The organism is Agrobacterium sp. 22-210-1 (genome assembly GCF_053522525.1).
In genome coordinates this window covers 2,470,652-2,494,871 of sequence record NZ_JBNWCI010000001.1, presented here as the reverse complement: position 1 = coordinate 2,494,871, position 24,220 = coordinate 2,470,652, and the positions used below count along the sequence as shown (strand labels likewise).

The 24,220-nt window shown below is 59.4% G+C and carries 24 protein-coding genes; 5 read left to right on the top strand and 19 right to left on the bottom strand.

Annotation, left to right across the window (positions count from 1 at the left end):
* Window positions 1-31: 31 nt before the first annotated feature.
* From ACQZ5F_RS12535 to phnG, 15 genes are all read right to left on the bottom strand, one after another.
* Window positions 32-1,072 (bottom strand): helix-turn-helix domain-containing protein, encoded by a 1,041-nt coding sequence (locus ACQZ5F_RS12535; RefSeq protein WP_225339607.1) that lies wholly within the window; start codon window positions 1,070-1,072, stop codon window positions 32-34.
* An 87-nt stretch (window positions 1,073-1,159) separates the two neighbouring features.
* Window positions 1,160-1,759 (bottom strand): phosphonate metabolism protein/1,5-bisphosphokinase (PRPP-forming) PhnN, encoded by a 600-nt coding sequence (gene phnN, locus ACQZ5F_RS12530; RefSeq protein ID WP_052820143.1) that lies wholly within the window; start codon window positions 1,757-1,759, stop codon window positions 1,160-1,162.
* Window positions 1,756-2,892: an alpha-D-ribose 1-methylphosphonate 5-triphosphate diphosphatase gene (locus ACQZ5F_RS12525; protein ID WP_046799170.1), complete on the bottom strand. Its 1,137-nt coding sequence runs from the start codon at window positions 2,890-2,892 to the stop codon at window positions 1,756-1,758. The genes phnN and ACQZ5F_RS12525 overlap by 4 nt, the downstream gene beginning before the upstream one ends.
* Complete coding sequence (locus tag ACQZ5F_RS12520) at window positions 2,889-3,587, bottom strand: DUF1045 domain-containing protein (RefSeq protein WP_225339606.1); 699 nt, start codon at window positions 3,585-3,587, stop codon at window positions 2,889-2,891. The genes ACQZ5F_RS12525 and ACQZ5F_RS12520 overlap by 4 nt, the downstream gene beginning before the upstream one ends.
* A 285-nt stretch (window positions 3,588-3,872) precedes the next feature.
* Window positions 3,873-5,222 carry a phosphonate ABC transporter, permease protein PhnE gene (gene phnE, locus ACQZ5F_RS12515; RefSeq protein WP_225339605.1) on the bottom strand — a complete coding sequence of 450 codons (1,350 nt, stop codon included), beginning with the start codon at window positions 5,220-5,222 and terminating at the stop codon, window positions 3,873-3,875.
* Complete coding sequence (gene phnE / locus ACQZ5F_RS12510) at window positions 5,222-6,208, bottom strand: phosphonate ABC transporter, permease protein PhnE (protein ID WP_046799172.1); 987 nt, start codon at window positions 6,206-6,208, stop codon at window positions 5,222-5,224. Before phnE (ACQZ5F_RS12510) ends, phnE (ACQZ5F_RS12515) begins: the two co-directional genes overlap by 1 nt.
* 72 nt (window positions 6,209-6,280) lie before the next feature.
* Window positions 6,281-7,186, bottom strand: a complete 906-nt coding sequence (phnD, locus tag ACQZ5F_RS12505; protein ID WP_046799173.1) for a phosphonate ABC transporter substrate-binding protein — start codon at window positions 7,184-7,186, stop codon at window positions 6,281-6,283.
* 85 nt (window positions 7,187-7,271) lie between these two features.
* Window positions 7,272-8,132: a phosphonate ABC transporter ATP-binding protein gene (gene phnC, locus ACQZ5F_RS12500; protein WP_137085693.1), complete on the bottom strand. Its 861-nt coding sequence runs from the start codon at window positions 8,130-8,132 to the stop codon at window positions 7,272-7,274.
* Between the two features lie 238 nt (window positions 8,133-8,370).
* A complete protein-coding gene (locus ACQZ5F_RS12495) occupies window positions 8,371-8,988 on the bottom strand; it encodes a transferase hexapeptide repeat family protein (RefSeq protein ID WP_052820147.1) in 618 nt (205 codons plus the stop codon).
* The gene (gene phnL / locus ACQZ5F_RS12490) at window positions 8,985-9,692 is read right to left on the bottom strand and encodes a phosphonate C-P lyase system protein PhnL (RefSeq protein WP_046799176.1); all 708 of its coding nucleotides are present in this window, start codon (window positions 9,690-9,692) and stop codon (window positions 8,985-8,987) included. Before phnL ends, ACQZ5F_RS12495 begins: the two co-directional genes overlap by 4 nt.
* A 4-nt stretch (window positions 9,693-9,696) precedes the next feature.
* On the bottom strand, window positions 9,697-10,473 hold the full coding sequence (gene phnK / locus ACQZ5F_RS12485) for a phosphonate C-P lyase system protein PhnK (protein ID WP_003524419.1): 777 nt from the start codon (window positions 10,471-10,473) through the stop codon (window positions 9,697-9,699).
* Complete coding sequence (locus tag ACQZ5F_RS12480; RefSeq protein ID WP_448730446.1) at window positions 10,470-11,372, bottom strand: alpha-D-ribose 1-methylphosphonate 5-phosphate C-P-lyase PhnJ; 903 nt, start codon at window positions 11,370-11,372, stop codon at window positions 10,470-10,472. The genes phnK and ACQZ5F_RS12480 overlap by 4 nt, the downstream gene beginning before the upstream one ends.
* A 133-nt stretch (window positions 11,373-11,505) precedes the next feature.
* Window positions 11,506-12,615, bottom strand: coding sequence for a carbon-phosphorus lyase complex subunit PhnI (locus tag ACQZ5F_RS12475; RefSeq protein ID WP_225339604.1), 1,110 nt, complete (start codon window positions 12,613-12,615; stop codon window positions 11,506-11,508).
* A gap of 1 nt (window position 12,616) precedes the next feature.
* Entirely contained in the window at window positions 12,617-13,225 is a 609-nt protein-coding gene (gene phnH / locus ACQZ5F_RS12470) for a phosphonate C-P lyase system protein PhnH (RefSeq protein ID WP_225339603.1), read from the bottom strand.
* On the bottom strand, window positions 13,225-13,686 hold the full coding sequence (gene phnG, locus ACQZ5F_RS12465) for a phosphonate C-P lyase system protein PhnG (RefSeq protein ID WP_137085705.1): 462 nt from the start codon (window positions 13,684-13,686) through the stop codon (window positions 13,225-13,227). The genes phnH and phnG overlap by 1 nt, the downstream gene beginning before the upstream one ends.
* 82 nt (window positions 13,687-13,768) lie before the next feature.
* On the opposite strand from phnG, the gene phnF reads away from it, so the two are divergent.
* A complete protein-coding gene (gene phnF, locus ACQZ5F_RS12460; RefSeq protein ID WP_225339602.1) occupies window positions 13,769-14,506 on the top strand; it encodes a phosphonate metabolism transcriptional regulator PhnF in 738 nt (245 codons plus the stop codon).
* A 2-nt stretch (window positions 14,507-14,508) separates the two neighbouring features.
* Here the strand turns inward: phnF and dapB are convergent, their stop codons facing one another.
* From dapB to mepA, 4 genes are all read right to left on the bottom strand, one after another.
* On the bottom strand, window positions 14,509-15,336 hold the full coding sequence (dapB, locus tag ACQZ5F_RS12455) for a 4-hydroxy-tetrahydrodipicolinate reductase (protein ID WP_225339601.1): 828 nt from the start codon (window positions 15,334-15,336) through the stop codon (window positions 14,509-14,511).
* Window positions 15,337-15,475: 139 nt separating this feature from the next.
* Complete coding sequence (locus ACQZ5F_RS12450) at window positions 15,476-16,498, bottom strand: glucokinase (RefSeq protein WP_225245033.1); 1,023 nt, start codon at window positions 16,496-16,498, stop codon at window positions 15,476-15,478.
* 25 nt (window positions 16,499-16,523) lie between these two features.
* Window positions 16,524-16,907 (bottom strand): methylglyoxal synthase, encoded by a 384-nt coding sequence (locus tag ACQZ5F_RS12445; protein ID WP_046799184.1) that lies wholly within the window; start codon window positions 16,905-16,907, stop codon window positions 16,524-16,526.
* 101 nt (window positions 16,908-17,008) lie between these two features.
* The gene (mepA, locus tag ACQZ5F_RS12440) at window positions 17,009-18,064 is read right to left on the bottom strand and encodes a penicillin-insensitive murein endopeptidase (protein ID WP_225339600.1); all 1,056 of its coding nucleotides are present in this window, start codon (window positions 18,062-18,064) and stop codon (window positions 17,009-17,011) included.
* Window positions 18,065-18,266: 202 nt separating this feature from the next.
* Here mepA and ACQZ5F_RS12435 point away from each other — a divergent pair, with 202 nt between their 5' ends.
* From ACQZ5F_RS12435 to ACQZ5F_RS12420, 4 genes are all read left to right on the top strand, one after another.
* Window positions 18,267-20,111 carry an extracellular solute-binding protein gene (locus tag ACQZ5F_RS12435; RefSeq protein WP_225339599.1) on the top strand — a complete coding sequence of 615 codons (1,845 nt, stop codon included), beginning with the start codon at window positions 18,267-18,269 and terminating at the stop codon, window positions 20,109-20,111.
* 140 nt (window positions 20,112-20,251) lie between these two features.
* Window positions 20,252-21,346 carry a microcin C ABC transporter permease YejB gene (locus ACQZ5F_RS12430; protein WP_046799187.1) on the top strand — a complete coding sequence of 365 codons (1,095 nt, stop codon included), beginning with the start codon at window positions 20,252-20,254 and terminating at the stop codon, window positions 21,344-21,346.
* On the top strand, window positions 21,346-22,491 hold the full coding sequence (locus ACQZ5F_RS12425; protein ID WP_225339598.1) for an ABC transporter permease: 1,146 nt from the start codon (window positions 21,346-21,348) through the stop codon (window positions 22,489-22,491). The genes ACQZ5F_RS12430 and ACQZ5F_RS12425 overlap by 1 nt, the downstream gene beginning before the upstream one ends.
* Before the next feature lie 5 nt (window positions 22,492-22,496).
* Entirely contained in the window at window positions 22,497-24,137 is a 1,641-nt protein-coding gene (locus ACQZ5F_RS12420) for an ABC transporter ATP-binding protein (protein WP_225339597.1), read from the top strand.
* The last annotated feature ends 83 nt before the right edge of the window (window positions 24,138-24,220 follow it).

Genomic DNA, 24,220 nt, shown 5'->3' with positions numbered 1-24,220 from the left:
AATTTCGAAATATTGGTGCTGAAAATCTGTTTTATCCGGCGGAATGATGCGCATGTTTCTTGCGAATATCCGTCGGAGTCGCCCCAAACCAGCGGGAAACGGAGCGCGAAAACGCACCGGGCGTCGAATATCCCAATCGATAGCTTATGTCGGAAACAGAAAGGTCGCTCTCCACCAGAAGCTTGAAGCCTGCATTTTTGCGTATGGCGTCCTTTATCTCGTTGAGATTGGTGCCAAGTTCGGCAAGCCGCCGCTGAAAACTCCGTTCGGAAAGATTGAAGTAGGGGGCGATTTCGCCAAGTGAAAGCTCCGCATCCGACAGCCGCATCTGCATATACCGTTTTACCTGATCGATGAAATGTGTTGCATCCGCTGATGTTTCCGGTCGCAGCATCCGGCATTGAAGGTTCATCAGTTCGAACAGCCGCTCATCTGCGTTCGGATTGGCCACGTCGAGGAGCGATACAGGAAGACGCATCGTGTGGATCGCCTGGGAGAAGCTGATCCGCTTGGTCATTCTTTCTTTAAATAGCTGAATATTATTCGGTTTCTGTCGCTCCAGACCGATTTCGACCTGATTGATGCGCTCACCCAGAATATCGCGAAGACGCTGGATCAGAACTGTCAGGGAAAGATCCACATATTGATCACGCTTGACGATGACGGGCGCGAAGGACCAGGAAAGCGTTACATGTGTGGTATCCGTAACCATGGTAAAATTGCTGTTGTTGGTCGCATAATAAACGTGATCCTGAAGAAATCGCAGGAAAGCCCGCACCGTCGGCGCGCTGATCAGACCGTAACCAAATGCACCGGATGCGCCGGCCGGAAAAGCGGAGGCGCATTGCAGACCGAAGGCGTCGTCACCGGAAATCAAGGCGCAGGTTTCGAGCAATCGGCATAATCTGTCGAGGCTTATGCGCTCCGTCAAACTGTCGAAAGTGGCGGGATCAATATCGAGAGCCTTGCAGATGGGGACGATATCGATGCCGCGCGAGCGCGCATAATTGCTAACGCCGGCGGCCAGACCAGCCACCACAGTTATCTCGTCACTGACCCTCTTTTCGGGCATCCCTCGCCTTGGCGTACCATGTTTGGAAATTGTCGCCTGATGGTAAGCTTTGTGTGACCTTTTGTCGAGCGGTCCGGGCCGGGGACATTAAGATCGGTCGGGGCCGACGCTTTGTTCCAGCACCTGCATGATGGTCTTGCCCGCATCTTCGATCGCGCCGCTATTATCCACCGTCGTTACGTCAAAGTCGCCGACGACCGTAAGCGAGCTGCGTTCCAGGCGCCGCAGAATATCCTCGCGGCTTTCCCGCCCGCGCTGTTCCAGCCGCTGCGCCAGCACTTCCGGCCGGGCGACGATGTTCACCACCCTGAGACGGGAAAAGGCGGAACTGAACTCAGGCAAGGCCGAGCGGGAACCGTTGGCAATAACCACGTCTCCCGCCTCAAGTTGGCGATAGACGGCAGCCGGGATGCCATATTTCAGCCCATGCGCCTGCCAGAAGACGGCGAATGCGCCCTCATCCTGCAGCCGGTTGAACTCCTGCATCGAAACGGCATCGTGATTTTCGCCGCCGGCATCCCCGCTGCGGGTAATCACCCGGCGGGTGAAATGAAAGCCGGGCCGTCCGGACAATTGCCTTGCCGCATAGTCCATCAGCGTATCCTTGCCGGCCCCGCTTGGGCCGACAACCACGATCATCGTGCCGGGCGTTTTCTCACGCCGGCTGTCTTCTCCGTTGCCGGTCATGCCACGCGCTTGCCCTGACGCCAGACCGAGCGGGTGACGGGCACGCCATCTTCGCGGTGAACCCGCACCAGATCGGCCCGCAATCCAGTTGCGATACGGCCGCGGTCAAGAAGACCAACCGTCCGAGCCGGCGTCGCGGTCACCATACGCAGCGCTTCCGGCAGGGTGATGGCTTCCACCTGATCGGCGAGCAGGAACGGTGCGAAAAGCAGGCTGAACGGCACATAGTCGGAAGAAAGGACATCCAGCACGCCGATCTCGGCGAGATCGCGGGCGGCGATGTTGCCGGAGTGAGACTTGCCGCGAACGATGTTCGGAGCGCCCATCAAGACGCTCATGCCGGCGCTGTGAGAGGCTTTTGCAGCCTCGACGCTGGTGGGGAATTCCGCCAGTTTAACGCCGTGGCCGATGGCTTCGCCCACATGCGCTTCGGTGGCGTCGTCATGGCTTGCGACGGTGATGCCGCGTTTGGCGCAGCTGGCGGCCAGATAATCACGGTGCTTGGCGGAATATTCGGCCGATGCGGCCTGCCGCCGGCGCACGAATTCGGCAAAAGCCTCGTCGCTCAGCCCGCGCTTCTTCTGGTAATAGAAAATGTACTGATCCATGGACTGGAACTGGCGCTGACCCGGGGAGTGGTCCATCAGCGAAATCAGCCGCACACGCGGATCGGTTTCGAAATCTTCGAAATGATCCAGAACATCAGCGGAGGCGACCTCACAGCGCAGATGCAGCAGGTGATCTGCGCGCAAGCGGTTCTGATCCGCCGCCGCTTCGATGGCGTCAGCCATTTCCCGCATTTCGCCCTTTTTGAAGCCGCCATCCTCGTCCGAGCCGAGCCTCAGGCAATCGAATACGGTGGTGATGCCTGATGACGCAACCTGTGCATCATGGGCCTGAATGGCGGCGATCTTATCCCAGATCACGCCGGGGCGCGGTGAATAATGCTGTTCCAGATGGTCGGTATGCAGTTCCACCAGACCCGGGATCAGGAAATCGCCTTCGAGGTCTTCTCCGGTTTTGGAGGCGCCTTCACTGATATCGGCAATCTTGCCGTCGCGGATCAGAACGGACCCCAGAATGATATCGTCTTCCAAAACGATACGGGCATTGGAGAGGGCGTGCTCGGTCATGGGTTCGCATCTTTCTTTGGCTGCTGGCCAAACGGGTGCCAGCGATGAACGATAAAGGGCGCGCCGCGCGTTTCTTCAATGAACAAAGCGAGGCCGGAAATGGTGAGAGGCTGATCGACGAATTCGGCAAAACGCGCAGAAAGCACCTCTTGCATGGTGGGCTGGTCGTCCTCGTCGATACGACCGGTCAGTGTCATGTGAAAACGGAAGTCGTCCATGACATGCGGATAACCCCAGAGTGACAGATTTTGCCGCTGGCTTTCCGTCAGCATTTGTGGCCGCCGGCGGGCAATATCGGTCTCGGACAGAGGCGCGCGAAATCGGTCAAAATGGTCGACGATCTCGGCCGCGAAATCCTGCAGTGGCTGGTAGGTCCGGTCTGGAACCAGCGCGAAAAACGGTCCGAGCGCGCCAACGACGACACGCGGGATGTCGAAGGCCGGCTGGCTTGCGGCAAAACCCTCGACGGCGGCGAGAAGCTCGGCCTCGCTGTATTTTTCGGCAAGCTCGAAAGGAGCCTTCAGGGTTGCGTGGAAACCGTAACGGCGGGGTTCTTCCGTCATTTCCGCATAGGCGTCATGATCATCATGCAGCGTACCGGAAAATGCATTGCGCCCAAGCCAGCGCGACGCTGCTTCAGTCAGCGGATGATCTTTAGCCGGAGAAAAATAGATGGCGTAGCGCACGGCAAGCACTCTTCAGTGTCATGGAAAACCAGGGATGAGAAGCTATTTGGCGTGACTCGCCCGCTTCCCGCAAGGTCAGGAGTGCGAGGTAATCGCTTTCCGTGACAGAATGATGATGCAGATGGAAAAAAGCACATTCGAAATGCGGTTAAGCCCCCGCACGCACCTTTGGGGTGCCCGGACCTCGGGGTGAATGCGTCAGGGACAAAAAAACGTCTTTGTGCGGGTGGTTTTATGGGGCGGGGAAAGGAAAGCCGTTACGGCCTTCGCATACAGTCCCGCCCCTTTTATGGCCTAATGCTGCGTTTTCCCAATCAGGCGCGAACGCAGCGAATTGGAGATATGGTCGAACAGGAAAACGACGAAGAGGATGAGCAGGACCATATAGGCAACCTTGTCCCAGTCGGCGTTGGTACCCATCGCTTCCAGCAGCTTCAGGCCGATACCGCCCGCACCCACCGCACCGATGATCGTGGCGGAGCGGGTGTTGCTTTCCCAGAAATAAAGCGACTGGGAAATGAAGACCGGTAGTACCTGCGGAAGCACGCCGAAACGATTGACGGCAATCGGGGAAGCACCGACCGATTTGACGCCCTCGCGCTGCTTGTCATCGACATTCTCCAGCGCCTCGGCATAGACCTTGCCGAGCGCTCCGGTATCGGTGAAGAAGATCGCGGCAATGCCGGGGATCGGTCCGGGACCGAAACTGCGGGTGAAGAACAAAGCCCAGATCAGCATGTCGATCGAACGCAGGAAGTCGAACAGACGCTTCATGCCCCAGTTGGCAGCCCTGTTGGCGGTGATGTTGCGCGCGGCGATGAAGGCGAGCGGCAGGGCAACGAGCGTGCCGAACAGCGTGCCCACAAAGGCCATGACCAGGGTCTGCATCAGCTTGGAAAGAATATCGGCATGCTGCCAGACGCTGTTGTCGAGGAAATCATCGACCATGTGGTTGATATTCGAGCGCTCGGGATCGAGCCTCTCACCCCACAGCGCCAGAGCCGCGAGTTCGCCATAGCCTTTGCCCCAGAATTCCGACTTGGTATCGAACAGGAAGTTTGCCCATCCGAGGAACCGGCGCTGCACATAGACCTGGCTGGTGCGGATTTCCGCCTGGCCGGCAAAACCGTAATGGACGAGAACCTTGTTACCGTCCTGCTGGATTTCTTCCGGCAACCCCTCAGGTGCCCGCGCCTGCTCACCATTGATGATGACGGGGTAGTTCTTGCCGTCGACATAAACATCCACCCGGGTTGGCGTCACGTCGAGGCGGTTTTCCATGCCTGCATAAATCACGCTGTAGCCGCCATCCGGCAGGGGCAGCAACCAGTCGATCCTTGAGTCGACCGGATATTGCCCGCGGCTGGACCACTGCGGCGCCACCTTGCCATCTTCGAAGCGCAGGCGCGGCTGGGCACGCCAGGAATACCAGTCCTGAATATAGCTCGAGGCTCGATCCCAGCGGCCCTGCATGAAAGCCGGCCCGACATTAAAGAAGAAAAAGCAGCTGATGAGATAAACGACGGTGGCGAGAATACCGACCAGCAGACCGTAACGCTGCATGAAGCCGCGTTTGAAAATCGCGGGATGCGCGGCGGTCAGCCTTTCGCGCTCGGCAGTGTTGAGAATGAAGCTTGAGGACATCAGGCTGCTCCCCGTCCGAATTCGAAGGATTGATGGCCGATCAGTCTGCGGCGCAGCCAGCTGGAAAACTGGTCGACGGCGATGATGGTGATCAGCAGCAGGATGATGATGGCATAAGTTTTGGAAGCATGATCGTTGCCGATCGACAGCCGGAACACCTCCCCGATGCCGCCGCCGCCGACAGCACCGATGATGGTTGAGGCACGCACGTTGATTTCGGCGCGCAGCAGCGCGTAGGAGACGAAGTTAGGCAGAACCTGCGGCACGATGGCGAAACGGACCCGCTCCAGCCAGTTGGCGCCGGCGGCGCGCAGGCCTTCATCGGGCTTCATGTCGGCATTTTCCACCACTTCGAAGAACAGCTTGCCCAAAGCGCCGATCGTGTGGACTGAAATGGCGATGATCGCCGCAATGGGACCGATCGAGAGAATGGCGGTCAGCAAGCCGGCGACGACGATTTCCGGAAAGGCGCGCAGCACTTCCATTACCCGGCGCACCACCCAGCGCACGAGACCGGCGCCGACAAGGTTTGTGGAGGCGAAGAAACAGAGCACGAAGGCGAAGCCGGTGCCGATGATTGTCGAAACAAGCGCGATGTTGAGCGTGATGATCAGCTGATAGATGAAGTGCGGGATGTAGAAGCTGTCGGTGATGTAAACACGGTCTGCGACGTAATTATATTTCAGCGAACCGTCCGCATAGGGTGACGGCAGGTCGAACATCGCCCGGAAGATTTCCAGCGGGCTGTCCGGCACGAAGGTTTTCATGAAGTCGAAGAAATAGGGCAGGCGCTCGAAGAATTTGCCTGAATTGGCCGCGTTGGCGAAGTTCAGGGAAGCGGCGAGGATGACGAGAAAGATCACGAGCGAAATAACGGTATAAATCCGTCTCGTCGCAAGCTGCTGTTGATAATGACGCATGACCGTCTGGGACGATGCGCTCAATCCCTTGGGGGAGAGGGTGCCATGATGCAGTGAGGTCGCCATGCCGCTTTTTTCCTTTATTGGCAAAAGCGGCGGCGCCGCAAGGCACCGCCGCTTTCGGGTATGATCGCAGGATCAGCCGCCGATAACGGACTTACGGGCGTCGATGATCGTCTGGTAGAAGGACGGGTCGACCTTGATGTAAGCGGTGTTCTTGCCCTGGGTGAAACCCTGGAAGCAGGCGAGGTCCTTCTTCGGCAGTTCCATGAAGAAGTTTTCTACCTTCTGCTTCATGGCGTCGCCGAGCTTGTTGGTGACCATGAGCGGGCCGTTCGGGATCAGCGGCGACTTCCAGACTTCGACGATATCGTCCATGTCGAGGTTGCCCTTCTTGACCATCTGGTAGAGGTTGCCGGCGGTGTAGCCCTCTTCCCACTTGCCAACGCCCGAACCGAAGGTGGTGCCAACGTCGAACTTCTTGTCGAGAACGGCGAGAACGAGGTTTTCATGGCCGCCGCCGAAGCCGGTTTCAGCGAAGTACTCCTTCACCGGAACGCCGGTTTCCTTCGGAATAGCCACGTTCGGGACGAGGAAGCCCGAGGTGGAGTCAGGATCGGCAAAACCGATCTTCTTGCCCTTGGCGTCAGCCAGCGTCTTGATGCCGCTGTCCTTGCGGGCAACCATGATCGTGTAATAGCCGGTCGAACCATCGGCGCCGGCCGTGGTCAGGATCGGATCGACGGCTTTCGGATCGGCAAGAGCGATCTTGGCGTAGGAGGACGCGCCCATGGAAGCGATGTCGATGGTGCCGCCGAGCAGACCCTGGATGACGCCGTTATAGTCCGGCGACGGGAAAACCTGAACTTCGGAAACGCCGGTCGCAGCCTTCAGGCCATCGGCAACGCACTTCGTGTTGCGGATCTGGTCGGCTTCGTTTTCCGAACCGTCGAGACCGATACGCAGGACCTTGACGTCCTGAGCCATGGCGGAACCGGCCAGAACGCCAAGGGCGACTGCCGAAAGAAGGATTTTCTTCAACATGGACTTTCTCCTGTTTCCCGGCGAGCCGGAGTTTGTTGTGAAGTGTCGGCCCTTGACGCGGGCACAAACGATGCTGAGCGGTTCCTCAGAGCCCGGCGAGAGCGAGCGGTTCGGGACCGGCAGATTGCTGCACCGGACGCGCGGGAAGCTGCGCGCCGGGAATATTGATGCTGGTCGAGGTCATGGTCTCATCGATGCCAGCCCCTTGAGAATCGGTTCCGTAAATCTCCGTTACGGCCGAAGCGGTCAGTTCCGCCGGCGTTCCGTCAAAGACGACGCGGCCCTGCGACATGCCGATGATGCGCTCGCAATAATTGCGTGCCGTATCCAGCGTATGCAGATTGGTGATGACGGTGATGCCTTCGCGCTCGTTGATGTCGCGCAGCGCATCCATCACGATCTTGGCGTTGAGCGGGTCGAGCGAGGCAATCGGCTCATCGGCCAGAACCATCTTCGGAGACTGCATCAGGGCGCGGGCGATGGCGACGCGCTGCTGCTGGCCGCCGGAAAGCGTGCCCGCGGCCTGCATGGCCACATGTTCGATGCCGAGCCGCTCGAGCGCGGCGATCGCCATCAGGCGCTCATCATTGGTGAAGATGTTGAACAGGCTGAGCGCTGTCGAACGGTGGTTGAGACGGCCGAGCATGACATTGGTGAGCACATCCAGGCGCGGCACCAGATTGAACTGCTGGAAGATCATGGCACAGTCGCGCTGCCAGTTGCGGAGCGCCGCACCCTTCAGCGCCGATACTTCCGTGTCGTTGAAATGGATGGAACCCGAGGAGGGATCAACGAGGCGGTTGATCATGCGCAGCAGCGTTGATTTTCCCGCACCCGAGCGTCCGATAACGCCGACCATCTGGCCCTGCGGTATTTCGACGTTCACGGCATCGACCGCAGTATGGTTGCCGAAACGGCGCGTGACTTGCTTCAGGTGAAAGCTCATTTCCCCGTCCAATCTTCTTTTTTGACGGGGTTCGGCGTAACAGCGGTGCGTGAAGTGTGGATGTCAGTTTCATGAATAAAATATTACAGAATTCGCAGATACGACACCCGGGGGTTCGCCGACAAACCTCTCGTCAGGCATGTCATGAGCAGGAAATCCCGCCGGCATATCTGGAGCCGACAAACAGAAATCCCGGGACGTGGCCCGGGATTTGCAATTGCTTCGCTATGAGCGGAGTTCATCCACCATATTTCGCCACGAAATCCTCGGCGGCGAGGGCGCGGAAATCATCGAGCGCGCCGCGCAGTCTGGCATGGTCCCAATCCCACCAATTCAGATCGTCCATGCGCCGGCCAAGCTCCGCTGGAAAACGCTCGCGGATCAGCCGGGCGGGCACGCCACCGACGATGGTATAGGGCGCGACATCTTTCGATACCACCGCGCCAGCCCCGATCACTGCACCGTTCCCCACCGTCACGCCGGGCAGGATGGTCGCGCCATGGCCGATCCAGACATCATGGCCGATCACCACCCGCTTGGCGCGGCGGGCGGCGAAGAAATCCGTTTCATCCTCAGCGTCGTCCCAGTAACTGCGGGCGCGATAGGTGAAATGGTGCAATGTCGCCCGCTGCATCGGGTGATTGGTGGCGTTGATGCGGACGGAGGCGGCGATATTGACGAATTTGCCGATGGTGGCGCACCAGATCGCACCGTCCTGCATGACATAGGAATAGTCGCCCATCTCAACCTCCTCGAGGCGGCAGCGTTCCGAAATTTCGGTATAGCGGCCGATCGAGGAGTTGGTGACGCGGGCGGTTTCGTGAATGGCGGGTTCGAGACCGACCTTGACACTCATGCCGCTGCCTTCCGGGGAGAGAATTGCGAGACGTCGAGAATGCGGTCGGCCACGGCTTCCCGCACTTCCTCGTCGTGGAAGATGCCCAGCAGCGCGGTGCCCTTTTCTTTTTTCTCCCTGATCATGTCGACGACCACGCGCCGATTTGTGGCGTCGAGTGAGGCCGTCGGCTCGTCGAGAAGCAGGATCGCATGATCGGTGATGAAGCCGCGCGCGATGTTGACGCGCTGCTGCTCGCCGCCCGAAAAGGTTGCGGGCGGAAGCGACCACAATTCCCGTGGCAGGTTCAGCTTCGAAAGCAGCGTCGCCGCCTGTTCGCGCGCATCTTCGGCGGCGACCTTGCGGGCCAGGAGCGGTTCGGCAACGACATCGATGGCAGCGACACGCGGCACGGTGCGCAGGAACTGGCTGACATAACCGATCGTGTGATGGCGAATTTCGAGGATCGTGCGCGGCGAGGCATTGCCGATATCAACGACCTGATCCCCGTGGCGGATGAGGATCTGCCCGCTGTCGATGGCGTAGTTGCCATAGAGCATTTTCAGGATCGAGCTTTTGCCGATACCCGACGGGCCGCCGAGCACGACGCATTCGCCGCCGCAAACGGAGAAATTGACATCGCGAACGACCGGCAATTCGATGCCGTCGCGAAGATGCATGGTGAAGCTTTTGAAGACTTCCGAAACGATAAGGGGCGTCGGCATGGCGTCAAACCTGCAGAATAGAGGAAACAAGCAATTGCGTGTAAGGCTCGCGCGGATCGTCGAGCACCCGGTCGGTGAGACCATGCTCGATGACGTCGCCGCCCTTCATCACCATCATGCGATGGGACAGCAGTCGCGCCACCGCCAGATCATGGGTGACGACGACGACGGCAAGGCCGAGATCGTTGACGAGGCCGCGCACGAGATCCAGCAGGCGTGCCTGCACGGAAACATCGAGACCGCCGGTCGGTTCGTCCATGAAGACGAGGCGCGGCGAGGTGACGAGATTGCGGGCGATCTGCAGGCGTTGACGCATGCCACCGGAAAAGGCACGCGGCTGATCGTCGATACGGTCAGTGCCGATTTCCACCCGCTCCAGCCATTCGCTGGCCGATTGCCTTATATTGCCATAATGCCGATTGCCCACGGCCATCAGCCGTTCGCCGACATTGGCGCCGGCCGAAACAGCCATACGCAACCCGTCCGCCGGGTTCTGGTGAACGAAGCCCCAGTCGGTGCGCATCAGGAAACGGCGTTCGGCCTCACCCATGTGGTAGAGGTCGCGCACAGAGCCGTCGCGCATGCGATATTCCACGCTGCCCGCCGTTGGCATCAGCCGGGTGGAAATGCAGTTGAGAAGCGTGGTCTTGCCGGAACCGGATTCTCCGACAATGGCCAGAACCTCGCCCGGATAAAGTTCAAAGGAAACGTTGCGGCAACCAGCCCGGTCGCCGTAATATTTGGAAACGTCCCGGACTTTCAGAAGTGGTGCGTCGCTCATTCTGCGGCCTCCTTCACATCCGCCAGCATATGGCCCTTGTGGCCATGGGCGCGGCGGTCCTCGCAATGGTCGGTATCGGAGCAGACGAACATCCGCCCGCCCTTGTCATCAAGCACCACCTCGTCCAGATAGACATTCTCGCCGCCGCACAGTGCGCAGGGCTTGTCAAAGCGCTGAATTTCAAACGGATGGTCCTCGAAATCCAGGCTGACCACGTCGGTATAGGGCGGCACGGCATAGATGCGCTTTTCGCGCCCGGCGCCGAACAGCTGCAGCGCGTTCGACATATTCATTTTCGGATTGTCGAATTTCGGCGTCGGCGAAGGATCCATCACATAACGTCCGGCAACCTTCACCGGGTATGCATAGGTGGTGGAGATGCGGCCGTTGCGGGCGATGTCTTCGTAGAGCTTGACGTGCATCAGGCCATATTCTTCCAGCGCGTGCATGACACGGGTTTCGGTCTCGCGTGGCTCGAGGAAGCGCAAGGGTTCGGGAATGGGAACCTGATAGACCAGAACCTGTCCGGAATGCAGTTCTTCCTCCGGAATGCGGTGCCGCGTCTGGATGATGGTCGCATCCCTGGTGCGGGTGGTGACGGCAACATTCGCCACCTTCTGGAAAAAGGCGCGGATGGAAACCGCGTTGGTGGTGTCGTCGGCGCCCTGGTCGATGACCTTCAGCACATCGTCGGGGCCGACGATGGAAGCGGTCAGCTGCACACCGCCGGTGCCCCAGCCATAGGGCATGGGCATTTCACGGGAGGCGAAGGGGACCTGATAACCGGGAATGGCAATGGCCTTCAGGATCGCCCGGCGGATCATCCGTTTGGTCTGTTCGTCCAGATAGGCGAAGTTGTAGGCAGCCAGCCCGTCGTCAAATGAAACTTCTTTAAGCATTGCGCGTTAACCTTGCGAAAAAAGGAGTACAAGCTCATGGAGATTGGAATTCTTGCAGCCGTGTTCTTTGCTGTGTTTGCAGCATCGACCGTCTTTTGCGCTTACTGGTTTGGAGAGCAGCACAGCCGCTGAGCTATTCGGCTGCATCGCCCATCCACTCCGCGCCATCAGCGTTGATCGCCTCGAAATCGGCGCGCATTTTCCTGACCAGACCGAGTTCGGCCTGAAAATCCACGTAATGCGGCAATTTCAGATGTTCGACGAAACCCGTCGCCTGGACGTTGTCTGCATGTGAGATGACGAATTCTTCATCCTGCGCCGGGGCGACGACATCTTCGCCGAATTCACCGGCGCGAAGCGCGCGATCGACCAGCGACATGGCCATCGCCTTGCGTTCGCTCTGGCCGAAAACCAGACCATAACCGCGGGTGAACTGCGGTGGCGCTTTGGCCGAACCCTTGAATTGGTTGACCATCTGGCATTCGGTAACCTGAATGTCCCCAAGCGAGACGGTAAAGCCGAGTTCGGGAACCTCCAGTTCCACTTCAACATCACCGATGCGGATTTCACCGACGAAGGGATGCGTGCGGCCGTAACCGCGCTGTGTCGAATAGGCGAGTGCGAGAAGGAAGCCCTCGTCACCGCGTGCCAGCGATTGCAGACGCAGGTCGCGTGGCATCGGAAATTCCATCGGCTCGCGCGTCAGATCGCCGGCAATATGCTCATCAGGCATATCACCATCGCTTTCGATCAGCCCTTCTTCGGCGAGAATGTCGGAAACCCGCATGACATAATCCGGCTCGCCTTCACGAATGGCGGGGGTTTCGACAGCCTCGTCTTCGAGCAGCGTGGGATCGAGTAGACGGTGGGTATAATCGAAGGTCGGTCCCAGCAATTGCCCGCCCGGCAAGTCCTTGTAGGTTGCCGAAACGCGTCGCTGCACCGTCATGTCAGCCGTATTGACCGGCAGCGAATAGCCGAACCGTGGCAACGTGGTGCGGTAGGCGCGCAGCAGGAAGATGGCCTCGATCATGTCGCCGCGTGCCTGCTTGACGGCAAGGGCTGCAAGCGACTGATCGTAAAGTGAGGCTTCCGCCATGACGCGGTCGACGGCGAGTGAAAGCTGGGAAACGATCTGCGTGACAGTCATCGCCGGCAGGTCACGGTCTCCGCGCCGCTTGTCGGCCAGAAGCCGGTGGGCGTTGGCGATGGCGGTTTCCCCGCCTTTGACAGCAACATACATCTTATGCCTCCACGGATTTAATACGCGTCGTGCGCGGCAGGCAGACGAATTTGTCGGCGCAGGTCAGAATGACATCGACGCCGCGCGGGAAAATGGCGTTGTTCTCCGCCCAGAGCCTCGGGAATATCTCCGGCAGGCCGGAAGGGCTGATGATATTGATGTGGCGGATGCCGGGGCCGGACAGCAGTAATTCCTGTCCGCCATCAAGATCTGGCAATTCGATGATGACCGTCGTCGAACGGTCGGGATATTCCTGGCTTCCCTGAGAGAAAAGGCCGAAGGAGGCAATGGTGCTGCCCGCCTCGATCACGGCGAACTGCGCAGCCCCCTTTTCTTCCGTCGCAATCGCGCCGGTGTGAAACCCAACCCAACCCGGCACGGCCGTTTTCCGCAGCGCGCCGCTCAGCCAGACTGGTGTGTCGTGGTCGCAGAGCGCCAGCAGAACCGCACCCGTTGCGGTGGCAAGCGGTGCCGGCGGGGCAACTGCGGTTTCGATCGTCTGCGGTGTGCCCGGCCGGGCCATGCCGTCCATCAGCTTTTTGAAAACCCGTTGGGAATCGAAGACGGCGTCGGAAAAACCGCCCGTCAATGCTTCGGCTTTGACACCCATCAATCTTCTCCTCGAACCATGGTGAAGAAATCGACCCGCGTGGCGGCGGTCTCTTTTGTTTTCCGCTGTTTTTCCTCGGTCAGTCTTTTTTCGACCGGTGAGAGAAGCTCGGTTTCAATGAAGTCCCGCGTCGGATTTTCCTGCCAGAGCGCGTCGAAAACGGCCGCGTACCAGGCCTTCTTGCGGCCGGTGCCGAGAACATGGGCATGGCCGACAGTGCCGGAAGCAAGCTTGATCGTTGCGCGGGTAACGGTGGTTTCACCCAGATTGAAAGGCGCGCCGCCGCCGCCGATACGTCCCTTGACCATGACGAGGCCGGTTTCCGGTCCGCGCACATTTTCCGTTTGCGGGCTGGCGTCCTGCCGGTTCCAGACCGTTTCGAGTTCCTGAACGGTTGCGCGGGCGAGAAGGGCCGCCACCCGCTTCCTTCCCGCATGTATATTCGCAGCTTCGTTATTCATCGCTTGACCTCTAATGTCTATTGATATAGACAACTATACAATATAAGCTACAATTAACGGCGATGAATGACAAGCGTGTGACATGAGCCCTGCAGCAGCAATGAAAAGAAAGAACGGCGTCGCGCTCTGGCGGCAGATTGCCGACCGGATCAGAGGCGAGATCGCGGCAGGCGATCACGACGAAACCGGCATGTTGCCGCCGGAAATGGCGCTGGCCGAAAAATTCGGCGTCAACCGCCACACCGTCAGAAGCGCCATTGCCGCATTGGCGAGCGAAGGCATCCTCGAGCCGATGCAGGGGCGTGGCACGATTATCGCCCGCAAGGAACGGCTGAGTTTTCCGATTTCACTGCGCACACGGTTCACGGCAGGCATCGCAGATCAGGTGAAGGAAATGGAGGCGCTGCTTCTTTCCCACACGACCGAGCCCGCAAGTGCCGATCTGGCAGCGCGGCTGCAACTGCAGACCGGCGCACCGCTCGTGCGTCTGGAGACCTTGCGCAAGGCTGACACCCGGCCGGTGTCCCGCTCGACCACGTGGTTTCCGGCGGATCGTTTTGCCGGAATTGGCGAGGCCTATCAGAAAAGCGGCTCGATCACGGCCGCTTTCAAATCGCTCGGCGTGGCCGACTACGTGCGCATTTCCACCGTCATCTCCGCCAGCCATGCGGATACGCAGGATCTGGCCGATCTCGAATTGTCGCCGGGCGCGATTCTACTCGTCACCCAGGCGCTGAATGCCGATATGGATGGCGTGCCGGTGCAATATGCCGTCAGCCGATTTTCGGCCGATACCGTCGAATTCACGGTGGAAAATTAGGCTTATTCCGTCTGCGAAAGACCGAGCACATCCAGCATGGAATAGAAGCCCGGCTTCTTGTCTAAAGCCCAGACAGCTGCCGTAATCGCACCGCGTGCGAAAATGGAGCGGTCGCCGGCATAGTGGGAAAGCTCGACGCGTTCACCCTCGCCGGCAAAGATCACCGAATGTTCACCGATTACCGAACCGCCGCGTAGCGTGGCGAAACCGATGGTGCCAGTCTCCCGCGCACCCGTATGTCCGTCGCGCACGCGAACGGAAGAGGTGGTGAGATCGACCTTGCGGCCGGCCGCGGCCGCTTCACCCAGCAAAAGCGCCGTGCCGGAAGGCGCGTCCACCTTGTGCTTGTGGTGCATTTCCAGGATTTCGATGTCCCAGTTCTGCGCATCCAGCGCCTGCGCCGCCTGCTGCGTCAAAACGCTGAGCAGGTTGACGCCGAGGCTCATATTGCCCGACTTGACGATGCGCGCATGGCGCGACGCCGCCTTGAATTTTTCCTCGTCATCCGGCGAACAGCCGGTTGTGCCGATGACATGCACGATGCGGGCCTGCGCGGCGAGACCGGCGAAGGTGACGCTGGTTGCCGGTGAGGTGAAGTCGATCACCCCTTCGGCATGGAGAAAGGCTTGCAGCGAATCGCTGGTGATTTCGACGCCGATGGGCCCAAGACCAGCAATCTCGCCGGCATCGCGGCCGACAAAGGCCGAGCCTTCACGTGCGACGGCGGCATGCAGCTGGACGCCTGGTGTCTGGTGAATGAGGCGGATCAGCGCCTGTCCCATGCGGCCCGCAGCGCCGACCACCACCAGTTTCATGTCGCTGCTGCCCATGTTTTCACTCACTTTTCATGTCGGGCGGATCGGAACCCGCCGGTATCGGACGTTTGATGTTTGCAGCGGTGACGTTAAAGACCAGCCGCTCGCTTCGCAAGCGTCACAAGGGAAGGATAGCCCGTTGAGAGGAGAGCGATCAGGCTCTCCAGCGCCGCCCATCCAGCGCCAGGCCGAAATCGGCAGGCGTTCTCGCATAGGTGGCGAGGCCGGAAAGGGCCGCCTGCGGATGGGTGACCACGAAGGTCGGAATGGTCCGCATCAGTGCGCTGTGTGGCGCCTTGTCTTCAAAGGCAGTCCGGAATTCCGGGCTCTTCAGCGCCGGGATGATCTTCTGCGAAATGCCGCCGGCGAGATAGACGCCGCCCTTTGCCATGAAAATCAGCGCGAGATCGCCCGCCACGCGGCCGAGATAGGTGCTGAAAAGCGAAAGCGTTTCTTTTGCCTGCGCGTTCTGGCCCGAAAGCCCCTGCGAGGTGATATCGGCCGGATCGGAAAAGACGGGTTCGATGCCATCGGTCTTGCAGACGGCGCGGTAAAGATTGACCAGTCCGCGCCCGCACAGGATCTGTTCGCCGGCAACACGGCCCTCAATGGTTTCGATATGCGGGAAAACCGCATAATCACGCGCACTTCTTGGGCCGACATCGATATGGCCGCCTTCGCCGGGCACCGGGAACCACATATGACGGGCGTAAACCAGACCGGCGACGCCGAGACCCGTGCCCGGTCCGAGAACGACGCGCGACGCCAGCATGTCTTTCTTGCCGGAGCCGATAGGCTCGCGGTTGTCGTCGTCAAGCGCTGCAATCGCCAGAGCCTGTGCCTCGAAATCATTGATGACGATGACATCCTTCAGGCCGAGATTAGCCAGCATGCCCTTTGGCTTGACGACCCAGTGGCAGTTGGTGAGCGGTATCTCGTCGCCTTCTATGGGGCCGGCAATCGCAAGAATGGTCGAGACCGGCTGAAGCGATGTCTTGTCCAGGACCGCTTTCTGGATGGCGTCGTCGATCGTCGGATATTCCGCCGTCTTCACGGTAGTGAGGTGCACCGGTTCCGCAAAGGAATCGATCAGGATGGAAAAGCGGGCATTGGTGCCGCCGATGTCGCCAAGAAGGATCGGAAAGGACAGATATTCGGTATCGGACGTCTTCGGCATTGCCTGTTCCATATTGGGGTGCGGGTCAGTCGGCGGAGTTGAAGTCGATGAGATTTTCTGCGGTGGCGCGGTTGAGCGCCATGGGAATATCGTAAACCGTGGCAAGCCGGGTCAGCGCCTTTACATCCACATCATGTGGCATGGCCGTCAGCGGGTCGGTGAAAAAGATCAGCATGTCCACTTCGCCGGTGGCGATCATCGCGCCGATCTGCTGGTCGCCGCCAAGCGGTCCGCTTTTCAGACGAATGACCTCGAGCCCCGGGCAGGCTTCCTGTACCCGCCCGCCGGTCGTGCCGGTGGCGACGATCCTGAAACTGGAGAGCGCCTTCTGGTGATGACGGGCGAAATCCGCCATATCGTCTTTTTTCTCGTCGTGAGCGATGAGCGCGATACAGCGTTGCCCTTCCATGGTCCCAGCCTGTCCCCGTAAAGAATTAAATCGATTTGAAGCCTTCTATAACAGCTTGCCGCCATTTGAAAAGGGAAGCTGTTGAATGCCTCATTTCTGTTTCAGTTCAATGTCGGACGTTGGGTCGGAAGCGGAATATCCGAAGGCGGCTGGAGGGTCGGAGCGTTCTGAATAACCTGTTCCACGCTTTGCTGGCGTACGGCCTGGACCGGCGCGGGGGAATATGCCTGCGCTGCAATACCCTCGGGGTTGGCGGAAGGGGCGGCGGCCACGGCGGCGCAGGCGGCGGGCAGGTCGGAGACCATGACCGGACGCGGTTTCACCGGTTTGGCATTGGGGTCTTTTTTCGGCGGCGCCCATGGCTCTTTGGTAAACCACCAGGCGAGCGACTTGTCGCAGCCATCGCCTTTGCCCACGGCCGCCTGCGGTTTGCAGTTAGGCGCGCCGGGCGGGCATTCGAGGCGAATGTGGAAATGTTCGTCGTGCCCATAGATCGGCCTGATCTTGCCCATGAAGGTGCGGTCGCCGGTCCATGTCTGGCAAAGCTTCTGCTTGATGGCCGGGTTGACGAAGACGCGCTCAACCTGCGGATAGCTCGCCGCCATCATCACCAGCCGGGCATTGAGCGGCGACCATTTGCGGTCATCGACCGTCAAAAACTTGGCTTTGTCCAGCATGGAGATGAACGGCACCGTTTCGCGCTGCTCCACACTCAGCCGAGGATTAGGCATTGGCCGCCACCAGACATCCACATCGAGGCCGATCTGGTGCGAAGCATGGCCGGTCAGCATCGGCCCGCCGCGTGGCTGGGAAATATCGCCGAGCAACAGACCCGGCCAGCCGATCTTCTGCGCATCCTGCGAAAAGCGCTCGAGGAAGGAAATCAGCTGCGGCTGGCCCCAGCGCCGGTTGCGCGAAAGCCGCATGGCCTGCCAACCGGGACCGTCGGTCGGCATGGCGATGGCGCCGGACTGGCAGCCCTTGGCATAGGAGCCGATCGGCTGGGAGGCCGCTGCGGAGGGCAGGGCCGTGTGGCCGAACACTTCTTTCGCGGGCCGGTCCTCAGCCGATGCGGTTTCAATCTGCAACTGCAGCGCGGAAACGACCGAAATCGCCAGCATGGCCGCCTTGAAAACTCTCGATGATCCCGCCGTCATATAGCCGTGTCCGTCCGATCAGATGATTCTCTTCCCCTTAGAATAAACTGGAACGGGATTTTGTTGAAACCATGTTTCGCCCTGTTTGTGCAAAGCAGGGAATTAAGGGTGCCGATAAAGAGCTTGTGAGTCGAAGCATCTGTTTTTTGCCAATCTTTGTTTTATGCTCTGCGCAACAAACACAAAACAGGAACCGCCCCGAATGATATTGGCTCCACTGAAATCCCGCCTTCTGATCGCCCTTGCGGCATCCGCCATGCTGATCCCGGCGGCGGCCTTCGCCCAGTCGGGCGATGTCTGGCGAAAGGGGATTTCGACGGTCGGGGAACTGAAACATCCTGATGGTTTCGATCATTTCGACTATGTGAACACCAAGGCCCCGAAAGGCGGTGCGCTGCGCATGTCGACGACGGGAACCTTCGATACGCTCAATCCGCTACTCGCCAAGGGCGAGGCGGCGACCGGCCTTTCGCTGGTTTTCGATACGCTGATGAAATCGACGGAAGAAGAGCTGTCAGCCTCCTACGGGCTTCTGGCCGAGGGCGTCAGCTATCCCGACGATATTTCGAAGGCGACATTCCGGCTAAGGGCGGAGGCCAAATGGGCAGACGGCAAGCCGGTGACGCCGGAGGACGTGGTTTTCAGCTTCGAAAAGGCCAAGGATCTGAGCCCGCAGCTTGCCACCTATTACACCCACGTCACCAAGGCGGAGGTGAGTGGCGAGAGGGACATCACCTTCACATTCGATGAAAAGAACAATCGCGAATTGCCGCAGATCGTCGGGCAGTTGCTCATCGTTCCGAAGCACTGGTGGGAAGCCGCCGGCCCAGACGGCAAGCCGCGTGATATCTCCCGTGGCACGCTGGAGCCGGTTATGGGCTCCGGCCCCTACAAGATCGCCTCCCTGTCTCCCGGTTCGACGATGACCTATGAGCGTCGCGACGACTATTGGGGCAAGGATGTCAATGTGAATGTCGGGATGAACAATTTCAAAACCATCACCTACAATTTCTTTTCCGATCAGGATGTGGAATTCCAGGCCTTCAAGTCCGGTACGGTCGATTTCCGCCAGGAAGCCTCTTCCAGCCGCTGGGTTACCGGTTACGATTTTCCGGCCGTCAAGGAAGGCCGCGTCAAGAAGGAAGAATTGCCGAACATTTATCGCTCCGTCGGCATCATGCAGGCCTTCGTGCCGAACATGCGCCGTGAAAAGTTCCAGAACCCGAAACTGCGCAAGGCGCTCAATTACGCCTTCGATTTCGAGGAGCTGAACCGCACGCTGGCTTATGGCCAGTTCCAGCGCATCAACAGCTTCTTCATGGGCAGCGAGCTCGCCTCTTCCGGCTTGCCGACCGGGCGCGAGCTGGAACTGCTTCAGGAACTGAAGGACCAGGTTCCGCCGGAAGTCTTCACCACCGAATACCGTAACCCGGTGGCAGGCGATCCCGCCAAGCAGCGTGACAATCTGCGCGAGGCGGTGAAGTTGATGAAAGAGGCCGGTTACGAGCTGCGCGGCAACCGCATGGTCAATGCGGCAACCGAACAGCAGCTGGATATGGAATTCCTGATCGATTCCTCCGGCATGGAAAGAACGATCCTGCCCTATGTCCAGAACCTCAAGAAGATCGGCATCAATGCCACGATCCGCACGGTCGATGCCTCGCAATATACCAACCGCGCCCGCAGCTTCGATTTCGACATCGCCGTCAAACTCTGGGCGACATCGGCCAATCCCGGCAACGAACAGGCGGATTTCTGGGGCTCGGCCGCCGCCGATCGGCAGGGATCCAACAACCTTGGCGGCATCAAGAACCCCGCCGTCGATGCTTTGGTCAGAAAGGTCATATTTGCGCCCAACCGGGATGAACAGGTGGCCGCGGCGCGGGCGCTCGACCGGGTGCTTCTGGCAAACAGCTACGTCATTCCGCAATTTTACCGCGGCGAGATGTTCCTCGCTTACTGGAACACACTCACGCGTCCTGAAAACCTGCCCGAATACGGCATCGGTTTTCCGGACGCATGGTGGTCCAGTCAGGCCGGAAACTGACGCTGGCCTTGCTTTCGCGCCGAAGGCTTGATTCACATAGGGCGAAACGAATCGCTTAAGGCGCAGGCAAGCGCTTTCAGGAAAGGACCGGGTTTGACAGAAACGAAAACCGCTGACGTGTCGGCCGGGAGCCGAGGCTGATGGGCGCCTATATCCTCAGACGTCTGGCGTTGATGATCCCGACCATCATCGGCATCATGGGCATTTCGTTTCTCGTCATTCAGTTCGCGCCGGGCGGGCCGGTGGAGCAGGTTGTCGCGCAGCTGACGGGGCAGGGCGACAGCGCCTCCGACCGGCTCTCGGGCGGCGGCGATCTCATGGGTCAATCCGGCGGCTTCGATGAAAGCGGCTCGAAATATCGCGGTGCGCAGGGGCTTGATCCGGAGTTGATCGCCAAGCTCGAGAAGCAGTTCGGTTTCGACAAGCCGCCGCTTACCCGTTTTCTCGAAATGATGTGGAATTACATCCGCTTCGACTTCGGGGACAGCTTCTTCCGCAATTCCTCGGTCATCGATCTCATCATCGACAAGCTGCCGGTGTCGATGTCGCTTGGTTTCTGGATCCTGATCATCTCCTACATCATCTCCATTCCCCTCGGAATCAAGAAAGCCGTTTCCGATGGCTCGACGTTCGATGTCTGGACCTCCGGCATCATCATCATCGGTTATGCGGTGCCGAGCTTCCTGTTCGGTATCCTGCTCATCGTGCTTTTCGCCGGCGGATCGTTCTTCGACTGGTTCCCGCTGCGCGGTCTGGTGTCGGATAATTTTGACCAGCTGAACTGGTGGCAGAAGATCATCGACTACTTCTGGCACCTGACGCTGCCATTGATCGCGCTGTCGCTCTCGGCTTTCGCAACGACGACGCTTCTGACGAAAAACTCCTTCATCGACGAGATCAAGAAGCAATATGTCGTCACCGCCCGCGCCAAGGGTCTCACCGAACGCAAGGTTCTCTATGGCCACGTCTTCCGCAACGCGATGCTGATCGTGATTGCCGGTTTTCCCGGCGCTTTCATTTCGGCCTTCTTCACCGGCTCGCTGCTGATCGAGAACATCTTTTCGCTGGATGGTCTGGGCCGTCTCGGTTATCTCTCGGTTGTAAACCGTGACTACCCGATCGTGTTCGGCACGCTCTTCATCTTCTCGCTGATGGGCCTCGTTGTCGGCCTCATATCGGACCTCATCTATACATGGATCGATCCGCGCATCGATTTCGAGCGGAGGGACGTGTGATGACGCTCGCCCACACCGCCGCTACTGAAACACTGGTAAAGCCGAAGCGCCCGTGGTTTTCGCCGACAACCAAACGCCGCTGGCAGAATTTCAAGGCGAACCGGCGTGGCTACTGGTCCTTCTGGCTGTTCCTGATCCTGTTTTTTCTGAGCCTGATCGCGGAATTCATCGCCAATGACAAACCCATTCTCGCTTCCTACAAGGGTGAGATTCTGGTGCCGGTCATGGTCGATTATCCCGAGGAGAAATTCGGCGGCTTCCTTGCCCAGACCGACTACAAATCCTCCTTCATCCAGGATGAGATCAACGCCAATGGCTGGATGATCTGGCCGCCGATCCGTTATTCCTACCAGACGGTCAATTCCAATATTCCGCATTCAGCGCCCACCGCGCCCTTCTGGCTGATGGATAAAAAGGATCGCTGCTCGGCTTACCCGCAGGGCGATGCCGATCCCGGTTGCACCCTCGGCAATCTGAATTGGCTGGGAACCGACAATCAGGCGCGCGATGTCACGGCGCGAATGATTTATGGTTTCCGCATCTCCGTGCTGTTCGGCCTGACACTAACGATCGCGTCGGCCCTTGTCGGCGTCACCGCTGGCGCCATTCAGGGTTATTTCGGCGGCTGGACCGATTTGCTTTTGCAGCGTTTCATCGAAATCTGGTCGTCCATGCCGGTGCTCTATATCCTGCTCATCATCGCGGCCATTCTTCCACCCGGCTTCTTCGTACTGCTCGGCATCATGCTGCTGTTCTCATGGGTCGGCTTCGTCGGCATCGTGAGAGCGGAATTCCTGCGCGCCAGAAACTTTGAATATGTCCGCGCCGCCCGCGCCCTTGGCGTTGGCAACTGGACGATCATGTTCCGGCATCTTCTGCCCAACGCCATGGTGGCGACGCTGACTTTCCTGCCGTTCATCCTCTCTGGCTCGATCACGACGCTCACCTCGCTCGATTTCCTCGGCTTCGGCATGCCGCCGGGATCGCCGTCGCTGGGCGAGATGATTGCGCAGGGCAAGAACAACCTTCAGGCCCCCTGGCTTGGCCTCACTGCGTTTTTCACCATGTCCATCATGCTCTCGCTGTTGATTTTCGTCGGTGAAGCGGTGCGCGACGCCTTCGATCCACGCAAGACGTTCCGGTGACCGCCATGACGGAAAAAACCATCCAGCCACTTCTCTCCGTCCGTGACCTTTCGGTCGCCTTTCATCAGGGCGGCGCGACCAGCATCGCCGTCGATCACGTCTCCTTCGACCTGATGCCGGGCGAAGTCGTTGCCCTCGTTGGCGAATCCGGTTCTGGAAAATCGGTGACGGCGAATTCCATCCTCAAATTGCTGCCCTATCCGGCGGCGAGCCACCCGTCTGGAAAAATCCTATTTGACGGCAAGGACATGCTGGCCCTGCCGGAACGCTCCCTGCGTGCGGTCCGCGGCAACGACGTCACCATGATCTTTCAGGAGCCGATGACCTCGCTCAATCCGCTCCACACCATCGAGCGGCAGATCGGCGAGATTCTCGAGCTGCACCAGGCAATCACCGGGGCTGAGGCGCGGGCGCGCACGCTGGAACTGTTGCTGCAGGTCGGCATCCGCGAACCGGAAAAGCGCCTGAAAGCCTATCCGCATGAATTGTCCGGCGGCCAGCGGCAGCGTGTGATGATCGCCATGGCGCTTGCCAACCGGCCGAAACTGCTGATCGCCGATGAGCCGACCACCGCGCTCGACGTGACAGTGCAGGCGCAGATCCTCGAGCTTCTGAGTGATCTGAAGACGAAGCACGGCATGTCCATGCTGTTCATCACCCACGACCTCGGTATTGTCCGAAAATTTGCCGACCGCGTCTGTGTCATGACCAAGGGCAAGATCGTCGAGACCGGCACCGTGGAGCAGGTGTTTACTGATCCTCAGCACGCCTATACGCGCCATCTTCTTGCAGCCGAACCCAAAGGCGAGCCGCCGCATTCTGATGCGAGCAAACCGGTGGTCATGCAGGGTGACGACATCAAGGTCTGGTTCCCGATCAAGGCCGGGCTGATGCGCAAGGTGGTCGATCACGTGAAGGCAGTCGATGGCATTGATATTACCCTGCGCGCTGGCCAGACGGTGGGCGTGGTGGGCGAATCCGGCTCGGGCAAGACGACGCTTGGTCTGGCTCTCTCCCGGCTGATCGCATCTGAGGGACGCATCAGCTTCATCGGCCAGTCGATAGATCATTATTCCTATGAGATGATGAAGCCACTCAGGAACCGGCTGCAGGTGGTGTTTCAGGATCCCTATGGTTCGCTTAGCCCGCGCATGTCGGTGGGCGAAATCGTCGCCGAGGGCCTGAAGGTGCACGAGCGGTCCCTGTCCGCCGATGAGCGCGATACACGTGTCGCCGTCGCGTTGGAAGAGGTCGGCCTCGATCCGGCCACCCGCTGGCGCTATCCGCACGAATTTTCCGGCGGCCAGCGCCAGCGCATCGCCATCGCCCGCGCCATGGTGCTTAAACCCCGTTTCGTCATGCTGGATGAGCCGACATCCGCGCTCGACATGAGCGTGCAGGCGCAGGTGGTCGATCTGCTGCGCGATCTCCAGGCAAAGCATGAACTCGCATACCTCTTCATCAGTCACGATCTGAAGGTGGTGAAGGCGCTCGCCAACGACCTGATCGTCATGCGTCACGGCAAGGTGGTGGAGAGCGGCCCGGCGGCGGAGATTTTCGCCAACCCGCAGCAGGACTATACCAGGGCGCTGCTGGCGGCCGCCTTCAATATTGAGGCTGTCGAAACCAAAGCGGTGAGCCAGTAGGCGCATCGCGCTTCTATTAAGGCAATGATTTTTCTGTTGCTTTGCGGAAAATGCCGACCCATGTTGCGGAGGCAATGTGACGC

What these genes read in the sequence shown, in the direction of transcription:
- ACQZ5F_RS12445 (WP_046799184.1), bottom strand. Translation starts at nt 16,907, where the DNA reads ATGGAAGGGCAACGCTGTATCGCGCTCATCGCTCACGACGAGAAAAAA.
- mepA (WP_225339600.1), bottom strand. Translation starts at nt 18,064, where the DNA reads ATGACGGCGGGATCATCGAGAGTTTTCAAGGCGGCCATGCTGGCGATT.
- phnH (WP_225339603.1), bottom strand. Translation starts at nt 13,225, where the DNA reads ATGGGTGTCAAAGCCGAAGCATTGACGGGCGGTTTTTCCGACGCCGTC.
- phnE (WP_225339605.1), bottom strand. Translation starts at nt 5,222, where the DNA reads ATGTCCTCAAGCTTCATTCTCAACACTGCCGAGCGCGAAAGGCTGACC.
- ACQZ5F_RS12475 (WP_225339604.1), bottom strand. Translation starts at nt 12,615, where the DNA reads ATGTATGTTGCTGTCAAAGGCGGGGAAACCGCCATCGCCAACGCCCAC.
- ACQZ5F_RS12495 (WP_052820147.1), bottom strand. Translation starts at nt 8,988, where the DNA reads ATGAGTGTCAAGGTCGGTCTCGAACCCGCCATTCACGAAACCGCCCGC.
- dapB (WP_225339601.1), bottom strand. Translation starts at nt 15,336, where the DNA reads ATGGGCAGCAGCGACATGAAACTGGTGGTGGTCGGCGCTGCGGGCCGC.
- phnE (WP_046799172.1), bottom strand. Translation starts at nt 6,208, where the DNA reads ATGGCGACCTCACTGCATCATGGCACCCTCTCCCCCAAGGGATTGAGC.
- ACQZ5F_RS12435 (WP_225339599.1), top strand. Translation starts at nt 18,267, where the DNA reads ATGATATTGGCTCCACTGAAATCCCGCCTTCTGATCGCCCTTGCGGCA.
- phnL (WP_046799176.1), bottom strand. Translation starts at nt 9,692, where the DNA reads ATGCCGACGCCCCTTATCGTTTCGGAAGTCTTCAAAAGCTTCACCATG.
- phnF (WP_225339602.1), top strand. Translation starts at nt 13,769, where the DNA reads ATGAGCCCTGCAGCAGCAATGAAAAGAAAGAACGGCGTCGCGCTCTGG.
- phnG (WP_137085705.1), bottom strand. Translation starts at nt 13,686, where the DNA reads ATGAATAACGAAGCTGCGAATATACATGCGGGAAGGAAGCGGGTGGCG.
- ACQZ5F_RS12420 (WP_225339597.1), top strand. Translation starts at nt 22,497, where the DNA reads ATGACGGAAAAAACCATCCAGCCACTTCTCTCCGTCCGTGACCTTTCG.
- phnD (WP_046799173.1), bottom strand. Translation starts at nt 7,186, where the DNA reads ATGTTGAAGAAAATCCTTCTTTCGGCAGTCGCCCTTGGCGTTCTGGCC.
- phnC (WP_137085693.1), bottom strand. Translation starts at nt 8,132, where the DNA reads ATGAGCTTTCACCTGAAGCAAGTCACGCGCCGTTTCGGCAACCATACT.
- ACQZ5F_RS12480 (WP_448730446.1), bottom strand. Translation starts at nt 11,372, where the DNA reads ATGCTTAAAGAAGTTTCATTTGACGACGGGCTGGCTGCCTACAACTTC.
- ACQZ5F_RS12425 (WP_225339598.1), top strand. Translation starts at nt 21,346, where the DNA reads ATGACGCTCGCCCACACCGCCGCTACTGAAACACTGGTAAAGCCGAAG.
- ACQZ5F_RS12535 (WP_225339607.1), bottom strand. Translation starts at nt 1,072, where the DNA reads ATGCCCGAAAAGAGGGTCAGTGACGAGATAACTGTGGTGGCTGGTCTG.
- ACQZ5F_RS12430 (WP_046799187.1), top strand. Translation starts at nt 20,252, where the DNA reads ATGGGCGCCTATATCCTCAGACGTCTGGCGTTGATGATCCCGACCATC.
- ACQZ5F_RS12525 (WP_046799170.1), bottom strand. Translation starts at nt 2,892, where the DNA reads ATGACCGAGCACGCCCTCTCCAATGCCCGTATCGTTTTGGAAGACGAT.
- phnN (WP_052820143.1), bottom strand. Translation starts at nt 1,759, where the DNA reads ATGACCGGCAACGGAGAAGACAGCCGGCGTGAGAAAACGCCCGGCACG.
- phnK (WP_003524419.1), bottom strand. Translation starts at nt 10,473, where the DNA reads ATGAGCGACGCACCACTTCTGAAAGTCCGGGACGTTTCCAAATATTAC.
- ACQZ5F_RS12450 (WP_225245033.1), bottom strand. Translation starts at nt 16,498, where the DNA reads ATGCCGAAGACGTCCGATACCGAATATCTGTCCTTTCCGATCCTTCTT.